The 17,032-nt window shown below is 60.4% G+C and carries 16 protein-coding genes; 15 read left to right on the top strand and 1 reads right to left on the bottom strand.

Annotation, left to right across the window (positions count from 1 at the left end):
- Positions 1-108 precede the first annotated feature (108 nt).
- The 9 genes from ACQ4W7_RS10335 (at position 109) to ACQ4W7_RS10295 (ending at position 9,842) form a co-directional block, all read left to right on the top strand.
- Entirely contained in the window at positions 109-1,839 is a 1,731-nt protein-coding gene (locus ACQ4W7_RS10335) for an acetolactate synthase 3 catalytic subunit (RefSeq protein ID WP_071076340.1), read from the top strand.
- A gap of 2 nt (positions 1,840-1,841) precedes the next feature.
- Positions 1,842-2,333: an acetolactate synthase small subunit gene (gene ilvN, locus ACQ4W7_RS10330; RefSeq protein WP_010399754.1), complete on the top strand. Its 492-nt coding sequence runs from the start codon at positions 1,842-1,844 to the stop codon at positions 2,331-2,333.
- Positions 2,334-2,408: 75 nt separating this feature from the next.
- Positions 2,409-3,425, top strand: coding sequence for a ketol-acid reductoisomerase (gene ilvC, locus ACQ4W7_RS10325; protein ID WP_426070627.1), 1,017 nt, complete (start codon positions 2,409-2,411; stop codon positions 3,423-3,425).
- Entirely contained in the window at positions 3,406-3,933 is a 528-nt protein-coding gene (locus tag ACQ4W7_RS10320; RefSeq protein ID WP_436530234.1) for a hypothetical protein, read from the top strand. The genes ilvC and ACQ4W7_RS10320 overlap by 20 nt, the downstream gene beginning before the upstream one ends.
- Positions 3,934-4,165: 232 nt before the next feature.
- Positions 4,166-5,392: an MFS transporter gene (locus ACQ4W7_RS10315; protein ID WP_436530232.1), complete on the top strand. Its 1,227-nt coding sequence runs from the start codon at positions 4,166-4,168 to the stop codon at positions 5,390-5,392.
- A 200-nt stretch (positions 5,393-5,592) separates the two neighbouring features.
- Positions 5,593-6,360, top strand: a complete 768-nt coding sequence (locus ACQ4W7_RS10310) for an SIMPL domain-containing protein (protein ID WP_436530230.1) — start codon at positions 5,593-5,595, stop codon at positions 6,358-6,360.
- A 112-nt stretch (positions 6,361-6,472) separates the two neighbouring features.
- Positions 6,473-7,240, top strand: a complete 768-nt coding sequence (locus tag ACQ4W7_RS10305) for an SIMPL domain-containing protein (RefSeq protein ID WP_436530228.1) — start codon at positions 6,473-6,475, stop codon at positions 7,238-7,240.
- A gap of 157 nt (positions 7,241-7,397) precedes the next feature.
- Positions 7,398-8,249, top strand: a complete 852-nt coding sequence (gene pssA / locus ACQ4W7_RS10300) for a CDP-diacylglycerol--serine O-phosphatidyltransferase (protein WP_426070622.1) — start codon at positions 7,398-7,400, stop codon at positions 8,247-8,249.
- Between the two features lie 48 nt (positions 8,250-8,297).
- Positions 8,298-9,842 (top strand): 2-isopropylmalate synthase, encoded by a 1,545-nt coding sequence (locus ACQ4W7_RS10295; protein ID WP_436530226.1) that lies wholly within the window; start codon positions 8,298-8,300, stop codon positions 9,840-9,842.
- 142 nt (positions 9,843-9,984) lie between these two features.
- Here ACQ4W7_RS10295 and bamE read toward each other — a convergent pair whose 3' ends face one another.
- Positions 9,985-10,482 (bottom strand): outer membrane protein assembly factor BamE domain-containing protein, encoded by a 498-nt coding sequence (gene bamE, locus ACQ4W7_RS10290; protein ID WP_426070620.1) that lies wholly within the window; start codon positions 10,480-10,482, stop codon positions 9,985-9,987.
- 185 nt (positions 10,483-10,667) lie between these two features.
- Between bamE and rpsO the strand changes: the two genes are divergently transcribed.
- The 6 genes from rpsO to ACQ4W7_RS10260 all read left to right on the top strand — a co-directional run bounded on the left by rpsO (position 10,668) and on the right by ACQ4W7_RS10260 (position 16,985).
- On the top strand, positions 10,668-10,937 hold the full coding sequence (rpsO, locus tag ACQ4W7_RS10285; protein ID WP_010399743.1) for a 30S ribosomal protein S15: 270 nt from the start codon (positions 10,668-10,670) through the stop codon (positions 10,935-10,937).
- 221 nt (positions 10,938-11,158) lie between these two features.
- Positions 11,159-13,276 carry a polyribonucleotide nucleotidyltransferase gene (gene pnp, locus ACQ4W7_RS10280; protein ID WP_436530224.1) on the top strand — a complete coding sequence of 706 codons (2,118 nt, stop codon included), beginning with the start codon at positions 11,159-11,161 and terminating at the stop codon, positions 13,274-13,276.
- A 221-nt stretch (positions 13,277-13,497) separates the two neighbouring features.
- Positions 13,498-14,193 (top strand): hypothetical protein, encoded by a 696-nt coding sequence (locus ACQ4W7_RS10275; protein WP_436530222.1) that lies wholly within the window; start codon positions 13,498-13,500, stop codon positions 14,191-14,193.
- A gap of 6 nt (positions 14,194-14,199) precedes the next feature.
- Positions 14,200-14,499 (top strand): hypothetical protein, encoded by a 300-nt coding sequence (locus ACQ4W7_RS10270; RefSeq protein ID WP_436530220.1) that lies wholly within the window; start codon positions 14,200-14,202, stop codon positions 14,497-14,499.
- Between the two features lie 143 nt (positions 14,500-14,642).
- A complete protein-coding gene (locus ACQ4W7_RS10265) occupies positions 14,643-16,598 on the top strand; it encodes a methyl-accepting chemotaxis protein (protein WP_436530218.1) in 1,956 nt (651 codons plus the stop codon).
- Between the two features lie 177 nt (positions 16,599-16,775).
- Positions 16,776-16,985 carry a hypothetical protein gene (locus ACQ4W7_RS10260; RefSeq protein ID WP_436530216.1) on the top strand — a complete coding sequence of 70 codons (210 nt, stop codon included), beginning with the start codon at positions 16,776-16,778 and terminating at the stop codon, positions 16,983-16,985.
- Positions 16,986-17,032 lie beyond the last annotated feature (47 nt).

Here is a 17,032-nt window from a genome sequence, read left to right as displayed (position 1 = left end):
AATTGCGTGACCGCATGAAAAGGGAAGCAGGAGCACTGTCGCGCACAGCGAACTTCGTCAGGAAAGAACATCCGATCAATCTCCAATGGACCTTGAAAGGAATGTTTCATGAATACCGAAGCAGCAGCAGGACCTATCACCGGCGCAGAAATTGTCGTGCGCTGTCTGGCTGAAGAGGGCGTCGAGCACGTCTTTGGATACCCGGGCGGAGCCGTACTCTACATCTACGACGCCATTTTCCAGCAAAACAAATTCCAGCATATCCTGGTACGCCACGAGCAGGCCGCGATCCACGCCGCCGATGCCTATTCGCGCAGTTCGAACAAAGTTGGTGTCGCCATCGTCACGTCCGGTCCGGGCGTCACGAATGCCGTCACGGGCCTGTCGACCGCCTATATGGACTCGATTCCCATGGTCGTGATCTCCGGCCAGGTGCCGAGCCACGCCATCGGCCAGGATGCGTTCCAGGAATGCGACACGGTCGGCATCACGCGCCCCGTGGTCAAGCACAACTTCCTCGTCAAGGATGTCAAGGACCTGGCGGCAACGATCAAGAAAGCCTTCTTCATCGCCCGTACCGGCCGTCCGGGACCCGTGCTGGTCGATATCCCCAAGGATATCAGCATGCATAAATGCCATTTCGACTATCCGAAGGAAGTCGAAATGCGTTCCTACCGTCCCGTCGACAAGGGCCACTCGGGCCAGATCCGCAAGGCCGTGCAGCTGTTGCTGCAAGCCGAACGCCCGATGATCTACACGGGCGGCGGCGTGATCCTGGCGAATGCGGCCCCCGAGCTGAACAAGCTGGTCGACCGCCTGGGTTTCCCGTGCACCAACACCTTGATGGGCTTGGGTGGCTACCGCGCCTCGAGCGAGCAGTATGTCGGCATGCCCGGCATGCACGGCACCTATGAAGCGAACATGGCGATGCAGAACTGCGACGTCCTGATCGCCATCGGCGCCCGTTTCGATGACCGCGTGATCGGCAACCCGAAACATTTCGCCTCGCATCCGCGCAAGATCATCCACGTGGACATCGACCCATCGTCGATTTCCAAGCGCGTGAAGGTTGACATTCCCATCGTCGGCAACGTCAAGGATGTGTTGATCGAATTCCTCGCGCAACTGGACGCGGCCGAAGCCAAGCCGAACGTCAATGCATTGAGTAACTGGTGGAAGCAGATCGCCGAATGGCGTGGCCGCGAATGCCTGAAATACCCGACCTCCGACCTGGTCATCAAGCCGCAATCGGTGGTGGAAAAAGTGTTCCAGCTCACCAAGGGCGATGCTTTTATCACTTCCGACGTGGGCCAGCACCAGATGTGGGCAGCGCAGTACTATGGTTTCGACAAGCCGCGCCGCTGGATCAATTCCGGCGGCCTGGGCACCATGGGTGTCGGCTTGCCGTATGCCATGGGCGTGCAGATGGCCAATCCGGACGCCACCGTCGCTTGTATTACCGGCGAAGGCTCGATTCAGATGTGCATCCAGGAACTCGCCACGTGCAAGCAGTATCATTTGACGCCGAAGATCATCATGCTCAACAACCGATTCCTCGGCATGGTACGCCAGTGGCAGGAAATCGATTACGGTTCGCGCTATTCCGAGTCGTACATGGATTCGCTGCCCGACTTCGAAAAGCTGGCCGAAGCTTATGGCCACGTGGGCATGAAAATTGAAAAACCGGGCGACGTTGACGGTGCCCTGAAAGAGGCGTTTGGCATGAAAGACAGGCTGGTATTCATGAACTTCATTACCGACCAGTCCGAAAACGTGTGGCCAATGGTGAAAGCCGGCAAGGGCCTGTCCGAAATGATGCTCGGTTCGGAGGATCTCTAATCATGCGCCATATTATTTCTGTCTTGCTGGAAAACGAAGCGGGCGCCCTGTCGCGCGTGGTGGGCCTGTTCTCTGCACGCGGCTACAACATCGAAACCTTGACGGTGGCGCCGACGGAAGACTCTACCCTGTCGCGCATGACCATCGTCACCAGCGGCTCGGACGACATCATCGAGCAAATCACCAAGCACTTGAACCGCCTCATCGAAGTGGTGAAAGTGGTGGACCTGACCGAAGGCCAGCATATCGAACGCGAGTTGATGCTGATCAAGGTTCGTGCCGTGGGCAAGGAGCGCGAAGAAATGAAGCGCACCGCCGATATCTTCCGTGGCCGCATCATCGATGTCACCGAAAAGACGTACACGATCGAACTGACCGGCAACAAGGTCAAGCTCGACGCGTTCATCGATTCGATCGACCGCGCTGCCATCCTGGAAACCGTCCGCACCGGTGGTTCCGGCATTGGCCGCGGCGAACGCATCCTCAAAGTATAAAAGCACACAGCAGCACTACGCGGCCCTGGCGCCGCATTTAAAACAACAACGCATCATCAAATTATAGGAAATACCATGAAAGTTTTTTACGACAAAGACGCTGACCTCTCCTTGATCAAAGGCAAAAACGTTGCCATCATCGGCTACGGTTCGCAAGGCCACGCGCACGCACAAAACCTGAACGATTCGGGCGTCAACGTCACCGTCGGCCTGCGCAAGGGCGGCGCTTCATGGACCAAGGTCGAGCAAGCCGGCTTGAAAGTGGCGGAAGTCAACGACGCCGTGAAAGCGGCCGACGTCATCATGATCTTGCTGCCAGATGAAAACATCGCCCAGGTCTACAACGAAAACATCGCCCCGTTCGCCAAGCAAGGCGCCGTGCTGGCCTTCGCCCACGGCTTCAATGTGCATTATGGCCAAGTCGTGCCACGTGCCGATCTGGACGTGATCATGGTTGCGCCGAAAGCCCCGGGCCACACCGTGCGCGCCACCTACACCCAGGGTGGCGGCGTGCCCCACCTGATCGCCGTGTACCAGGACAAATCGGGCATCGCCCGCGATATCGCCCTGTCGTACGCGTCGGCCAACGGCGGCGGCCGTGCCGGCATCATCGAAACGAACTTCCGCGAAGAAACCGAAACGGACTTGTTCGGCGAACAGGCCGTGCTGTGCGGCGGCGCCGTGGAACTGATCAAGGCCGGCTTTGAAACCCTGACGGAAGCTGGTTACGCGCCAGAAATGGCGTACTTCGAGTGCTTGCACGAACTGAAACTGATCGTCGACCTGATCTATGAAGGCGGCATCGCCAACATGAATTACTCGATCTCGAACAACGCGGAATACGGCGAATACGTGACCGGCCCGAAAATCGTGACCTCGGCCACCAAGGATGCGATGCGTCAATGCCTGAAAGATATCCAGACGGGCGAATACGCGAAGAGCTTCATCCTGGAAAACAAGGCAGGCGCACCGACCCTGATCTCGCGCCGTCGTTTGACGTCCGAGCACCAGATCGAAGAAGTGGGCGCGAAACTGCGCGCCATGATGCCTTGGATCGCCAAGAACAAGATGGTTGACCAGTCGAAAAACTAAGCAGTCTGTTGCACAGCAAAGCCGGCGCAAGCCGGCTTTTTTTTCGTCTGAGCCGATCACGGCGGGAATATGCGTATATTTAAATATTTCTTTTTGTTATTATTGCCTCCCAGAATTTTTTAGGATCAGTATCGTGAATGCCGTCAATGCCTTGCGTCGCCGTCCCATGTCCCTCGGCATTATTACCTTCCTCATGCTGTGGGGTTCCGTGGTTGCCGCGCTTGAGTTGCTGGCGCAGGGTGCGTTGCCGACATCGCTGCGTTACACCATGTTTTGCGGCGGCATCATCAACGTGGTGGCAGCGGTCGCCATGCTCAAGAGACTCAACTGGGGCCGGCTGCTGTATGTGGGCTGGAATGTGGCCGCTGGCGTCATAGGTTTGGCCAGCGTACCGGACAAAGCGGCGCTGCTGCCTGGCTTGGCGGTGTTTGCCATTTTTTTATTCTTTCTTTTTCGTCCCAGCGTCAATACCTATTTCCGCAGCTTGAACGCGGCGAACGATGCCTGAGCGTCGCCTTCGCCCATGAATGGGCTGGACTGCAAGCCAGGTCTGCACGAGGAACCTGGCTTTTTTCTTGCGCGCACGTTTTTCGCCCGCCTCCTATATAATCCCGCCCTTCCTTTGCAGTTTCCTATGGACTGCATCTGTTTCGGTATCTGCCGACCGCAACGCGCATCACCGCTTTCGTAGCACGCCAGGCGCTAGCTTCTTAGCCGCTTGCGCAAGCAGAAGGACCCCCATGACTGACCGTATCACCGCCACGGCGCCCTCACAGGCTGCTGTTGACTCTTCCATTCCCATCCTGGCCTTGCTGGCCCTGGCCATGACGGCGTTTCTTGCCCTCCTGTCGGAAACCTTGCCGGCCGGTTTGCTGCCGCAGATCGCCCGGGACCTTAATATTTCCGAAGTCATGACGGGCCAGCTGGTGACCATGTACGCCATCGGCTCCATATTGACGGCGATTCCCCTGACGGCGCTCACCAGCACCTGGCGCCGGCGCAATGTATTGCTGCTGGCCATCATCGGCTTCTTGATCTTCAATACGGCGACGGCCCTGGCGCCCAACTACATCGTCGCCCTCGTCTCGCGCTTCGTGACGGGCATGGCTGCCGGGCTGGCCTGGGGCTTGATGGCTGGCTACGCGCGCCGCATGGTGAGCGCCGAGCAGCAGGGCAGGGCGATGGCCATTGCCATGATCGGCACGCCGCTGGCCCTGTCGCTGGGCGTGCCGTTGGGCACCCTGATGGGCGGCGTGCTGGGCTGGCGCAGCATCTTCGGCATCATGTCCGGCCTGGCCGTGGTGCTGGTCGCGTGGGTGTTGGTGGTCGTGCCCGATTATCCAGGGCAAAAGAATGGCGAACGCCTGTCGATCCGTCAGGTGTTCGTGACGCCGGGCGTGCGGCCGATTCTGTTTGTTATCGTCGCCTGGATGCTGGCGCATAACATTTTATATACGTATATCGCACCGTTCCTGGCGCCGTCCGGCTTGCGTCCCCGCGTCGACCTGGTGCTGCTTGTGTATGGCGTGGGTTCGCTGGCCGGCATCTGGCTGGTCAGCCAACTGATCGACCGCTGGCTGCGCCCGCTCGTGCTGGGCTGCATCGCCGCCTTTGCTCTGGTGGTGGTGGCGCTGGGACTGGCGATGGACTCGCCGGCCGTCATCTATGTCAGCATGGCCATCTGGGGCATCACCTTCGGCGGCGCGGGCACCTTGCTGCAGACGGCGTCGGCGGACGCGGCCGGCGACGGCATGGATGTGGCGCAAGCGATGGTGGCGACCATCTGGAACGTGGCCATCGCGGGCGGCGGCCTGGCGGGCGGCATGCTGCTCGACGGCTATGGCGCGGCATCCTTCCCGTTGGCCATGCTGGCCTTGCTGCTGGTGGCATTGACTATCGCCTGGCGCGCGCATCGCCACAGTTTCAAGCCGGGCCGGCGCAGTGGCAGCGCGGTGGTAGGTCACTAATAACATTGTTATTTTTAATGTCAGTGTGTTGAGATGTGAGCAGATGTGACTGGTCAGCACATTTTGTGACGATTTGTTAATTTGCGCCACAGGAATGAATGAGGCGTTAGAATCTACACAGTTTGACAAGTTTCTCAGGCGAAACGGGGTGCCCCCCCCTTCGCGGACTGTCAGCCACATTAACTACCTAGGAGTACCCCATGACCGTGATGAAATCCCTGCTTGTTGCCGCCGCAGCCACCGTTGCCCTGAGCGCGCAAGCCCACGCACAAGCTCAAACCTTGCCAACCAACGGCACCCTGGTGGTCGTACCCGCATTTGGCGAAGTCAAGCATGTCAATGACCAGGTGGTCGCTACCCTGGCCGTGGAAGAGCAGGACAAGGACAAGGCTGCCGCCGCGTCGCGCGTGAACCAGAAGATGAATAAGGGCATCGCCATCGTCAAGCAGGCCGATCCGTCGGCGGCACTCAAATCGTATGGCTATTACACTTATCCCGTCTATCCGGAAGAGCGTCCGCTGCCGGCGGGCGCTGTCGCCAAGCCGCGTTTGCCAACGGCCTGGAGAGTTGGCCAGTACCTGGAAGTGACGACGGCCAATCTGGCGTCCTTGCCAAAAACCGTGTCGGCGGCGCAAGGCGTGCTGACCCTGAATGGCTTGAATTTCGGTCTGAAACCGGAAACCATCCGTCTGCTGGACGACCAGCGCATCGCTGCCACGTATAAAAACCTCAATGAGCGCGTGGCCGCCATCGCCAAGGCCATGGGTCGTAACGTCTCCGACGCCGTGCTCGATACGGTGGACTTCGAAGGTTCGGGCAACTACGCCACCGAAAGCCGTCCTGCCGCCGCACCGATGATGATGCGCAGCGCCAAGATGGCCGAAGACAGCGCCGTTGCCGAGCCGAGCTTCGAGCCGGGCGAAACCACCCTCGACATGCGTGTCGTCGGCAAGGTCAAGTTCAAGTAAGCTGAAGTCAGCGCGCCAGCGTGGAAATATTTCCGCGTTAGCATGTTTTAAAAAATCATGGGGCTGTTGGCCCCATGGTCGTTTTTGCCCCATTATTTTCCAGGAGAACACCATGACCGTCATGAAATCGATGCTGGCTGCCGCCGTTGTTGTTACTGTCGCTACCGTTGCCCTGAGCGCACAAGCCCAAACCTTGCCTACCTCCGGCACCCTCGTGGTGGTGCCCGCGAATGGCGAAGTGGTGCATGCGAACGACCAGGTGACCGTCACCCTGGCCATCGAAGAGCAGGACAAGGACAAGGCCGCTGCCGCCTCGCGCGTCAACCAGAAGATGAACCAGGGCGCGGCCATCGTCAAGAAAGCCGATCCGCAAGCCGTGCTGAAGACCCAGGGCTACTACACGTATGCCGTGTACCCGGAAACGGCGCCCTTGCCGCCAGGCACCGTCGCCAAGCCGCGTGTGCCGACCGGCTGGCGCGTGGGCCAGTACTTGCAGGTGACGACGACGAATCTGACCGCCTTGCCGAAGACAGTGTCTGCGGCGCAAGGCGTGCTGACCCTGAACCGTTTGAATTTTGGCCTGGCGCCCGCCACCATCCGCAAGCTCGACGATCAGCGCATCGCCGCCGCTTACAAGAACCTCAACGAGCGCGTGGCCGCCATCGCCGGCGCCATGGGCCGCAATGTCAATGACGCCGTGATCGATACCATCGATTTCGAAGGTTCGGGCAACTACGCGCAGCGCGCCAACATGGCAGGTGCGCGCGCCATGAGCGCGGACTCCGTGGGCTATGGCGGCAACCAGGTAGCCGAACCGAGCTTTGAGGCGGGCGAAACGACCCTGAATATGGGCCTGGTGGCGAAAATACGCTTCAAATAAAGCTTGAATGGGCGGCAATATTGTCAGCTTGATGCTGCCGCGCTTTTCTTTGGCGGTGGCTCCTCTATAATGGCAGGATCGGCGCGCGCATGGTGTAATGGCCGTGCGCCCGTCATCTGGCGCCGAATCCCCGGCAGTACACAAGATATGGAACAACATGGCAAACTTCCCCCGTCGTAGAGGCAAGAACGGCAACCCCGCAGTCTCCAAAGCTTCCCGCTTCAGCAAATTCGTGCGCCAGCCGGTAAACGATGGTACTGGCAAGAAAACCTTGCGCCGCCGCGGCATCTATCTGTTGCCGAATGCCTTCACGACGGCAGCCCTGTTTTGCGGCTTCTACGCCATCGTCATGGCCATGAACCAGAAATTCGAACACGCGGCCTGGGCCATCTTCATCGCCATGATCCTCGATGGCCTCGACGGCCGCATCGCGCGCCTGACGAATACGCAGAGCGAATTCGGCGCCCAGTACGACAGCCTGTCCGACATGGTGTCGTTTGGCGCCGCGCCGGCGCTGGTGATCTATGAATGGTCGCTGCGCGGCATGGGTAAGCTGGGCTGGCTGGCGGCCTTCGTGTATTGCGCAGGCGCCGCCCTGCGCCTGGCCCGCTTCAACACAAATATCCAGGTCGTCGACAAGCGCTTCTTCCAGGGCTTGCCCAGCCCGGCGGCAGCGGCCATGGTGGCCGGCTTCATTCTGCTGATGAATGACCTGGAGTTTGCCGGCAACCAACTGGCCTGGGTCTCGTGGACGATTGCCCTGTTCGCCGGCCTCACCATGGTCACGAATGTGCCGTTTTACAGTTTCAAGGATGTGAATTTCCGCAAGTCCGTGCCCTTCATCGTGGTATTCCTGCTGGCATTGTTCTTCGCGCTCATTTCCATCGACCCGCCGAAAGTGCTGTTCCCGATTTTCGTCGCCTATGGCCTGTCCGGCTACGCCGTGTTTTTCTGGCGCATGGCGAAGGGCAAGCCCGTCAGCATCATCCAGACCGACCCCGAGCATTGATGCGCTGAGTCGGTAGCGTCGCCAGTCTTCAGCCAGCCAGGAGCAGCCATGAACACCAGCAACCGACTCATCATTTTTGACACCACCTTGCGCGACGGCGAGCAATCGCCGGGCGCCTCCATGACGCGCGAGGAAAAGCTACGCATCGCCAAGCAGCTCGAGCGCATGAAGGTCGACGTGATCGAAGCGGGCTTCGCCGCCGCCTCGCAGGGCGACTTCGAGTCGATACGGGCGATTGCGGGCGCCGTGCGCGAGTCCACCATCTGCTCGCTGTCGCGCGCCAACGACCGCGACATCGCCCGCGCCGCCGAAGCCCTGCAACCGGCTGAGCGCAAGCGCATCCATACTTTTATTGCCACTTCGCCCCTGCACATGCAGATGAAGCTGCGCATGACGCCAGAGCAAGTCTTGCTGCAGGCGCAAAACGCCGTGCGCTACGCGCGCCAGTTCACGGACGACATCGAATTCAGCCCCGAAGACGGCAGCCGCTCCGACGAGGATTTTTTGTGCCGCGTGCTGGAAGCCGTGATCGCCGAAGGCGCCACCACCATCAATTTCCCCGATACGGTCGGTTATGCCGTGCCTGAAATCTTTGGCAATACCATCAAGCGTTTGCGCGAACGCATACCGAATTCAGATAAAGCCATCTGGTCTGTGCATTGTCATAACGACCTGGGCCTGGCTGTCGCCAATTCGCTGGCCGGCGTCATGATTGGCGGCGCGCGCCAGATCGAGTGCACCATCAACGGCCTTGGAGAGCGGGCCGGCAACACGGCGCTGGAAGAAGTGGTGATGGCGCTGCGCACGCGCGCCGCCTATTACAACTTGACGGTGGGCATCGACACCACGCAAATCGTGGCGACCTCGAAAATGGTGTCGCAAATTACGGGCTTTGCCGTGCAGCCGAACAAGGCCGTCGTGGGCGCGAACGCCTTTGCGCACGCGTCCGGCATCCACCAGGATGGCATCTTGAAAGCGCGCGAGACGTATGAAATCATGCGCGCCGAAGACGTGGGCTGGACGGCCAACAAGATCGTGTTGGGCAAGCTGTCGGGCCGCAATGCCTTCAAGCAGCGGCTGCACGAATTGGGCATCGCGCTGGCATCGGAGGCGGAAGTCAACGCGGCCTTCCTGCGCTTCAAGGAGCTGGCGGACCGGAAATCCGAGATTTTCGATGAAGATATCATGGCCCTCGTCAGCGAGGAACAGCAGGCGCAGGAGAGTGAACACTACCGTTTTATTGCGCTGACGCAGCAATCGACGACGGGTGCCGTGCCCCATGCGCGCGTGGAATTTCTCGTCGGCGGCGTGCAACGCAGCTGCGAAGGGCAGGGCGACGGCCCCGTCGACGCCACCGTCAACGCCATCGAAAGCGCGGCCGCCAGCGGCGCAGAGCTGGTCTTGTTCTCCGTCAATGCCATCAGCACGGGCACGCAGTCGCAGGGCGAAGTCACGATGCGTTTGTCGCGCGACGGGCGCATCGTCAATGGCGTGGGCTTTGATTCTGACATCATCGTCGCGTCGGCCAAGGCGTATTTGTCGGCCCTCAATAAACTGCACGCCAAGGATGAGCGTATCAACCCGCAGCCGTAGTAAAGGATGCCTGATTAAACCTACTGCGCGTCGCGCTTTGCGGCCGGCGATGCTCACCGTGCTCTAGCACGGCTGCGCTTCTCGGCCACAAATCACTGCCACTCGCTACGGTTTTATCAGGCGTCGTTACACCGGTAATGTTTTACCAGAAAAAGCGCCGCTCTTCCTTGGCCGGATCGGGGCCGTTCATCATCATGCGCACGATGCCGTCGTGGTCGAAGTGCACGTGCATCATGGAATCCCAGACGCCCGATTCCTTGTAGCGGTAAGACCAGACGTAGAGCTTGGGTAGCGCCAGATACGATTTTTCCGTCGGGCGACCCAGGGTGTGCAACACGTCTTGCTGAGTCGACACGCCCACCTTGATGCGGGCAAAGCCTGGCGTGTCGAGTACTTGCTCGTAGGAAATTAACTTGTCGTCGGGGCCGAAGCGGGCCATATACGTGTACTGGCCGTACGGCCCCGTGGCGTATTCCAGTTCCGGGCCCGTGGGCAGTGAGTAGATGGCCGTCGGCCGGCCCAGGCGCGCTTCCACGGCGGCGCGCGGCTCGCCCGGCTGGGGCGGCGGGACGTTCCAGCTGGCGCAGCCGGCCAGCGCGGCAAACAGCAGCGGTGTTGCCAAATTGAGCAGTTTTTTCATGTTTGACCTCCTGAAATGCAGGAAAAACCTATCATGCGCCGAGAAAAGCCCGCACGACAGGATACAGGCGGGCTTTTTTCCGATATACTTGCGCGTCTGGTTGGAAGCATAGACCGGTATTTTAATAATCGTAGTTCACGGTGGATAGGGTTCAGACTCTGTGCACCGCATGTGAAAGGTTTATCATGACAGTAGAAAACATCAACAAAGCCGCTATCATCGCGGACAACGCACGTGGTCAAAACGACACCGGCTCCCCTGAAGTGCAAGTTGCACTGCTGACAGCTCGCATCAACGAACTGAACGGCCACTTCAAAGCCCACTCGAAAGATCACCACTCCCGCCGCGGCCTGATCATGATGGTCAACCGTCGTAAGAGCCTGTTGTCCTACCTGAAGGCTAAAGACGCTACCCGTTATCGCGACCTGATCGCTAAACTTGGTCTGCGCAAGTAATTTTTGCCGTACAAGGTTTATACAGAAATGCCTGCGCCAGTTCGCTGACGCGGGCATTTTGTCATTTGAATTCCGGATTTATGTCGGGAAGTACAGTATTCTCTTACCGATATCATGTTTTAAAAGTAAGGTAGTAAAGGCGGCAACGGTTTTTCCACCGCCTGTGGTGAGGTGAACGACAGCCCCTGAAAATCTGTCGGCAATTAGAAAAGGGATACCCCATGTTTAACAAAGTTACGAAAACCTTCCAGTACGGTCAACATCAAGTGACCCTGGAAACCGGCGAAATCGCACGTCAGGCATCCGGCGCAGTGCTGGTGTCGATCGAAGATACCGTCGTTCTGGCAACGGTGGTGGCACGCAAAGATGCCAAGCCAGGCCAGGATTTCTTCCCTTTGACGGTTGATTATGTTGAAAAAACCTATGCTGCCGGTAAAATCCCGGGCGGTTTTTTCAAGCGCGAAGGCCGTCCTTCCGAAAAAGAAACACTGACATCCCGTCTGATCGACCGTCCTATCCGTCCGCTGTTCCCGGAAGGCTACCTGAATGAAGTGCAAGTCATCATTCACGTGCTGTCGGTCAACCCGGAAATCGATCCGGACATCGCCGCCATGATCGGTGCATCGGCTGCCCTGTGCGTATCGGGCGTGCCTTTCAGCGGCCCGATCGGCGCCGCGCGCGTCGGTTACGCCAACGGCCAGTACATCCTGAATCCAACCGTTCAGCAACTGAAAACGTCGGAAATGGACCTGGTGGTCGCCGGTACCGAAACGGCCGTGCTGATGGTCGAATCGGAAGCGAAACAACTGTCCGAAGAAATCATGCTGGGCGCCGTGGTCTTCGGCCACGACCAGATGAAAGTCGTCATCGACGCGATTCACGACCTGGTGCGTGACGGCGGCAAGCCGGAAGTGGAATGGGCGCCTGCGCCGAAAAACGAAGCACTGATCGCCCGCGTCGCGCATTTCGCCAACGCCAAGATCAATGATGCGTATCAAACCAAGGACAAGCAAGAGCGTACGGCCAAGCTGAAAGCAGCGACGTCGGAAGTGATCGCCGACCTGTCGGCCGAAGCGGCTGCTGCCGGCGGCGCGTCCATCGACAGCGCCGAAGTCAACAACATCCTGTTCGACATCGAAGCGAAAATCGTGCGTACGCAAATCCTGGACGGTGAGCCACGCATCGACGGCCGCGACACGCGCACCGTGCGTCCGATCTCGATCCGCACCAGCGTGTTGCCACGCACCCACGGTTCGGCCCTGTTCACGCGCGGCGAAACGCAAGCGCTTGTCGTCGCCACCCTGGGCACCGCCCGCGACAGCCAGAAGATCGATGCACTGATGGGCGAGTTCACCGATTCGTTCATGCTGCATTACAACATGCCTCCGTTCGCCACCGGCGAAACGGGCCGTGTCGGTACGCCTAAGCGCCGCGAAATCGGTCACGGCCGCCTGGCCAAGCGCGCGCTGATCGCCGCCCTGCCAGCAGCTGAAGAGTTCAGCTACTCGGTGCGCCTGGTATCGGAAATCACGGAATCGAACGGTTCCTCGTCGATGGCATCGGTCTGCGGCGGCTGCCTGGCACTGATGGACGCCGGCGTGCCGATGAAAGAACACGTGGCCGGTATCGCCATGGGCCTGATCAAGGAAGGCGGCAAGTTTGCCGTGTTGTCCGACATCCTGGGCGACGAAGATCACCTGGGCGACATGGACTTCAAGGTAGCCGGTACCCGCAACGGTATCACAGCGCTGCAGATGGACATCAAGATCATGGGCATCACCAAGGAAATCATGCAAGTGGCACTGGCGCAAGCCAAGGAAGGCCGCGAGCACATCCTGGGCGAAATGCAAAAAGCCATGCCGCACGTCAAAACCGAACTGTCCGATTTCGCACCGCGTCTGATCACCATCAAGATCAACCCGGAAAAAATCCGTGACGTGATCGGCAAGGGCGGCGCCGTGATTCGTGCGCTGACCGAAGAGACGGGCACCCAGATCGACATCAGCGACGAAGGCGTGGTCACCATCGCTTCCGTCGACGCGCAAGCCGGCCAGGAAGCCAAGCGCCGCATCGAAGAACTGACCGCTTCGGTCGAAGTGGGCAAGACCTACGAAGGCACCGTGCTGAAACTGCTGGACTTCGGCGCCATCGTGCAAGTCATGCCAGGCAAGGACGGCTTGCTGCACATCAGCCAGATCGCCAACGAGCGCGTCAACGCCGTGGCCGATTACCTGAAAGAAGGCCAGCTGGTGCGCGTTAAAGTGCTGGAAACGGACGACCGCGGCCGTCTGAAGCTGTCGATGAAAGCTGCTGAAGGCAACGAAGCGCCAGCCGCTTAAGTTCGTTTAAGTTCGCCTGAGTGCGGCCTCGGCCGCATGCTCAAAACCGCCAGCGCGCAAGCCTGGCGGTTTTTTACGTCTTGTTTGCGCTGTATCGAAGGTCGATGCCGCCTTGTCCGCCTGTCTGCGCCGGCCTTGATGTAGCGCGTATCGACCGCTGTCGCTCTCTGTAGATTCGGCATGGGATCTTCCCCTGAACGAGTCTTCCAAGGAGATGCAGCATGCGCACATTCTGCGGGCTGGCCGCCGCCTTTTTGCTTGCCGTCGTGCCCGGCGTCCGGGCACAGCTGGACAGCGCGCCCACGCCGGTGCCGCTGCCGATTCCCATCGCCGCCGCGTCCACGGCCATGCCGGCGCAGGATATCGACGCCTTGCGCGCCGTGCATGCGCGCGAAATCCATGACCTCAGCACCTTCAAGACAGCGGGCTTGCAGCGGGAAGCGATCGATCCCTATCTCGATAGCGAACCAGGGCAGCAGTTCCTGCGCGAACTGCGCGCCGCCGATCCCGCCGCCCCGGCCGACACCATCTATGCGCGGGCGGTCGAGCAGCTGGCTTCCGGCAGTACCTTGCCGGACTTGCAAGCCATGTCGGCCGCGCTGGTGAAGATCGTGCCGCATGGCCAGAATGTGTCGCCGTATTCGCCGTATTTCACCACCAGCGCGCAATTGCAGCTGGCCTCGGGCCAGTGTGCCAGCCTGGCTGACTGCTTCGGCTTGCCCCTGAAGAGTGAGGCGCCGCTGTATGATGTGTATCAGATCATGCCCAAGGGCACCGTCAAGGTGTTTGTCAGCCAGGTGGCGCCCACGCAGGAGCTGGGCGGCTTGGTGCGGCGCAAGGGCGGGGCGCAACAGTATTTGCTACCCAACCGAAACTTGTGGTCAGTCCCTGTGCTGATCGGCACGATCAAAAACTGAGGAGAGATGATGGACCAGCAGCGCTTGCAAGCCCTTGCTACCGAACTGGAACAGTTGCTGGCGCGCCTGACGCCGGCCGACGGGGAGGTGGCCGACCTGCGTAGCGCGCTGGCGCCGCTGCTGGCGCAGGTGGCCGCTGGCGCCGTGAGCGCGCCGCTGGCCTGGGGTGAGATCCCCGGGGCGCGCTATTTTAACGAAGGCGGTCTGCGCCGTTACCCCGAACTGGAGCAGACGTTTGCCCGTTTCCGCATCGAGGCCACGGGCGGCGAATCGCCGGCCTTGCGCAAACTGCGCGGCGAGACGTAGTTACTATATAGTTATTAGGTAGTTAACATAAGGTATCAATTGTTGTTTATGGGTAATTGATAGTCGGTATTGCTTGACGACAAAATCTTATTCCCTGACCATGGCGCATCCCTCCCGATTTTCTCTTTTTTATTGGATGCACCATGTTGTCCTCCCTTAAGGCGCGGCTGATCGCCATCGCTGTTTCCATCGTCGTGCTGGCCATGCTGGCCGTCGCCATTGCCAATTTCTACACTACGCGCTCAAGCACCCTGGCCGCGCTCGACACGCAAATGCTGCAGTTATCGCACAGCCACGCGCAGGCCATCGCCGAATGGCTGCGTTCCAAGCAAGCCGTGGTGGCTTCGCTCAAGCAGGGCGCCACGGCGGCCGATCCGCTGCCGGCCCTGAAGGCCGCCGAGCAAGCGGGCACGTTTGACATGGCGTATATCGGCTTTGCCGACAAGCACGCCGTCTTTTCGCAAGAGCGCAAGCGCGCCGCCGACTACGACCCCACGGCGCGGCCCTGGTACAAGCTGGCGTCGGAAACGGGCGGCCCCATCATCACGGCACCGTATATCGGCGCCAGCACGGGCAAGCTGGTGGTGACGTTTGCCGAGCCGCTGGGCGGCAAGGGCAGCGTGACGGGCGTGATGGCGGCCGACGTGATGATGGATGCGGTGGTGCAAAATGTCGCCTCGATCAAGCCAACGGCGTCCAGCTACGCCTTCCTCGTCGATGGCGGCGGCAAGATCATCGCCCACCCGGACGGCAAGCTGACCCTGAAACCGCTGGCCGAGCTCGACCCGGGCTTGAGCGCGCAGGCGCTGGGCAATATTGAAAAGAGCGGCGATGGTGCCGCCATTCGCCTCGGCGAGCGCGATGGTATCTTGCATGTGAGTAAGGTGCCGGGCAGCGACTGGCTGCTGGCTACCGTGCTCGACCGTGCAGAATCCACGCAAGCCCTGAGCTCCATGCTGCGCGCCTCGGCCCTGACGGCCTTGCTGGTACTGGCCCTGGCCGCCACGGTACTGAGCGCGCTGGTGGCGCGTGCCCTGCGCCGCCTGGGTGTGGTGCGCGATGCGATGGAAGCGATCGCCACGGGCGATGGCGACCTGACCAGCCGCCTCGACGCGGATGGCACGGACGAACTGGCGCAGATCGCCAAGGCCTTCAATTTGTTCGTCGAAAAGATCGCCACCGTGCTGGTGCAGATCCGCAGTATCAGCACCCTGGTGCGCAGCGAGTCGGCGGACATTGCCGCCGGCAATGCCGACCTGTCGTCACGCACGGAAGCGCAGGCGGGCGCGCTGGAAGAAACAGCCAGTTCGATGGATGAGCTGACTTCGACCGTCAAGCAGAATGCGGAAAACGCACATGCGGCCAACGAGCTGGCCATGTCCGCCTCGGAAGTGGCGGCCAAGGGCGGCCGCGTGGTGCAGCAAGTGGTGGGCACCATGGCCGGCATTCAGGAAAGCTCGCGCAAGATCGTCGATATCATCGGCGTGATCGACGGCATCGCCTTCCAGACGAATATCCTGGCGCTGAACGCCGCCGTCGAGGCGGCGCGCGCGGGCGAGCAGGGCAGGGGCTTTGCCGTGGTGGCGTCCGAAGTGCGCAACCTGGCGCAACGGTCGGCTGGCGCGGCGAAGGAAATCAAGGCATTGATTGGCGATTCGGTGGAGAAGGTGGATGCAGGCGGTCGCCTCGTCGATGAAGCGGGCCAGACCATGGATCAGGTGGTGGCCTCGGTGCAGCAATTGACGACCATCATGAGCGAGATCACGGTGGCCAGCCGCGAACAGAGCGCCGGCATCGGCGAAATCAATACGGCCGTCACGCACATGGACACCATGACGCAGCAAAACGCGGCCCTCGTCGAGCAGGCTGCGGCCGCTGCGGAAAGCCTGCAGGAGCAGGCGGTGGACCTGGCGCAGGCGGTCGGCATGTTCCGCCTCGGTGAGGCCGGTCCTGCCGCCGCGCCCGCGCCCGTGACGCGCCTCAAGGCCAGGCCGGCCGCACCGGCGCCGCGCGTGCCGGCCCGCGCACTGTCGCCGGCCAAGCCGGTCAAGGCGGCCAAGGCGGCCAAGTCCGGCGCCGACGAGTGGGAAGAGTTTTAAGCGCGCAGCAATCAAGCGACGTTTACCCGCGACGCTTATTCGGCACGTTCATCCGCGTTTTTGTCAGGCCAGCCTGCCAAAAGCGCAGTTCGTCGCAATCGGCGTGTCTGCCGGGGGCGGTATGGCTATAGTGACACCATACCGCAAGCCCACTGCCAGACACCCGAGGAGAACAACATGAACGTCGCTAAAAACATGGAAATCATTGCCGTTGCCGCCGCCATCCTGCTCAGCGCCAGCTGCTACGCCATCGCCCCGGCCGCTCCGGCCCTGCAAGTGGCCAGTTCCACGGCCACTGTGGCCGCGCCAGCGAACAAGGCTGCCATGCAAGTGGTGGTGGTCAAGGCCAAGCGCCTGAGCGCCGCCGAAAAAGCCCGTTTTGCATAATTAATTGTCAGCAATTTTCGGCGCTGCTACAGTGGTGCTGCGCGAGC

It is taken from the genome of Janthinobacterium algoris (assembly GCF_051380935.1).
Taxonomy (GTDB): domain Bacteria; phylum Pseudomonadota; class Gammaproteobacteria; order Burkholderiales; family Burkholderiaceae_D; genus Janthinobacterium.
The sequence above is the reverse complement of the archived record's forward strand: the minus strand, read 5'-3'. Positions and strand labels throughout refer to the sequence as shown.

Bases quoted from the DNA above. Each gene is read 5' to 3' on its own strand.
- ACQ4W7_RS10335 (WP_071076340.1), top strand. From the start codon at position 109: ATGAATACCGAAGCAGCAGCAGGACCTATCACCGGCGCAGAAATTGTC.
- ilvN (WP_010399754.1), top strand. From the start codon at position 1,842: ATGCGCCATATTATTTCTGTCTTGCTGGAAAACGAAGCGGGCGCCCTG.
- ilvC (WP_426070627.1), top strand. From the start codon at position 2,409: ATGAAAGTTTTTTACGACAAAGACGCTGACCTCTCCTTGATCAAAGGC.
- ACQ4W7_RS10315 (WP_436530232.1), top strand. From the start codon at position 4,166: ATGACTGACCGTATCACCGCCACGGCGCCCTCACAGGCTGCTGTTGAC.
- ACQ4W7_RS10310 (WP_436530230.1), top strand. From the start codon at position 5,593: ATGACCGTGATGAAATCCCTGCTTGTTGCCGCCGCAGCCACCGTTGCC.
- ACQ4W7_RS10305 (WP_436530228.1), top strand. From the start codon at position 6,473: ATGACCGTCATGAAATCGATGCTGGCTGCCGCCGTTGTTGTTACTGTC.
- pssA (WP_426070622.1), top strand. From the start codon at position 7,398: ATGGCAAACTTCCCCCGTCGTAGAGGCAAGAACGGCAACCCCGCAGTC.
- ACQ4W7_RS10295 (WP_436530226.1), top strand. From the start codon at position 8,298: ATGAACACCAGCAACCGACTCATCATTTTTGACACCACCTTGCGCGAC.
- bamE (WP_426070620.1), bottom strand. From the start codon at position 10,482: ATGAAAAAACTGCTCAATTTGGCAACACCGCTGCTGTTTGCCGCGCTG.
- rpsO (WP_010399743.1), top strand. From the start codon at position 10,668: ATGACAGTAGAAAACATCAACAAAGCCGCTATCATCGCGGACAACGCA.
- pnp (WP_436530224.1), top strand. From the start codon at position 11,159: ATGTTTAACAAAGTTACGAAAACCTTCCAGTACGGTCAACATCAAGTG.
- ACQ4W7_RS10275 (WP_436530222.1), top strand. From the start codon at position 13,498: ATGCGCACATTCTGCGGGCTGGCCGCCGCCTTTTTGCTTGCCGTCGTG.
- ACQ4W7_RS10270 (WP_436530220.1), top strand. From the start codon at position 14,200: ATGATGGACCAGCAGCGCTTGCAAGCCCTTGCTACCGAACTGGAACAG.
- ACQ4W7_RS10265 (WP_436530218.1), top strand. From the start codon at position 14,643: ATGTTGTCCTCCCTTAAGGCGCGGCTGATCGCCATCGCTGTTTCCATC.
- ACQ4W7_RS10260 (WP_436530216.1), top strand. From the start codon at position 16,776: ATGAACGTCGCTAAAAACATGGAAATCATTGCCGTTGCCGCCGCCATC.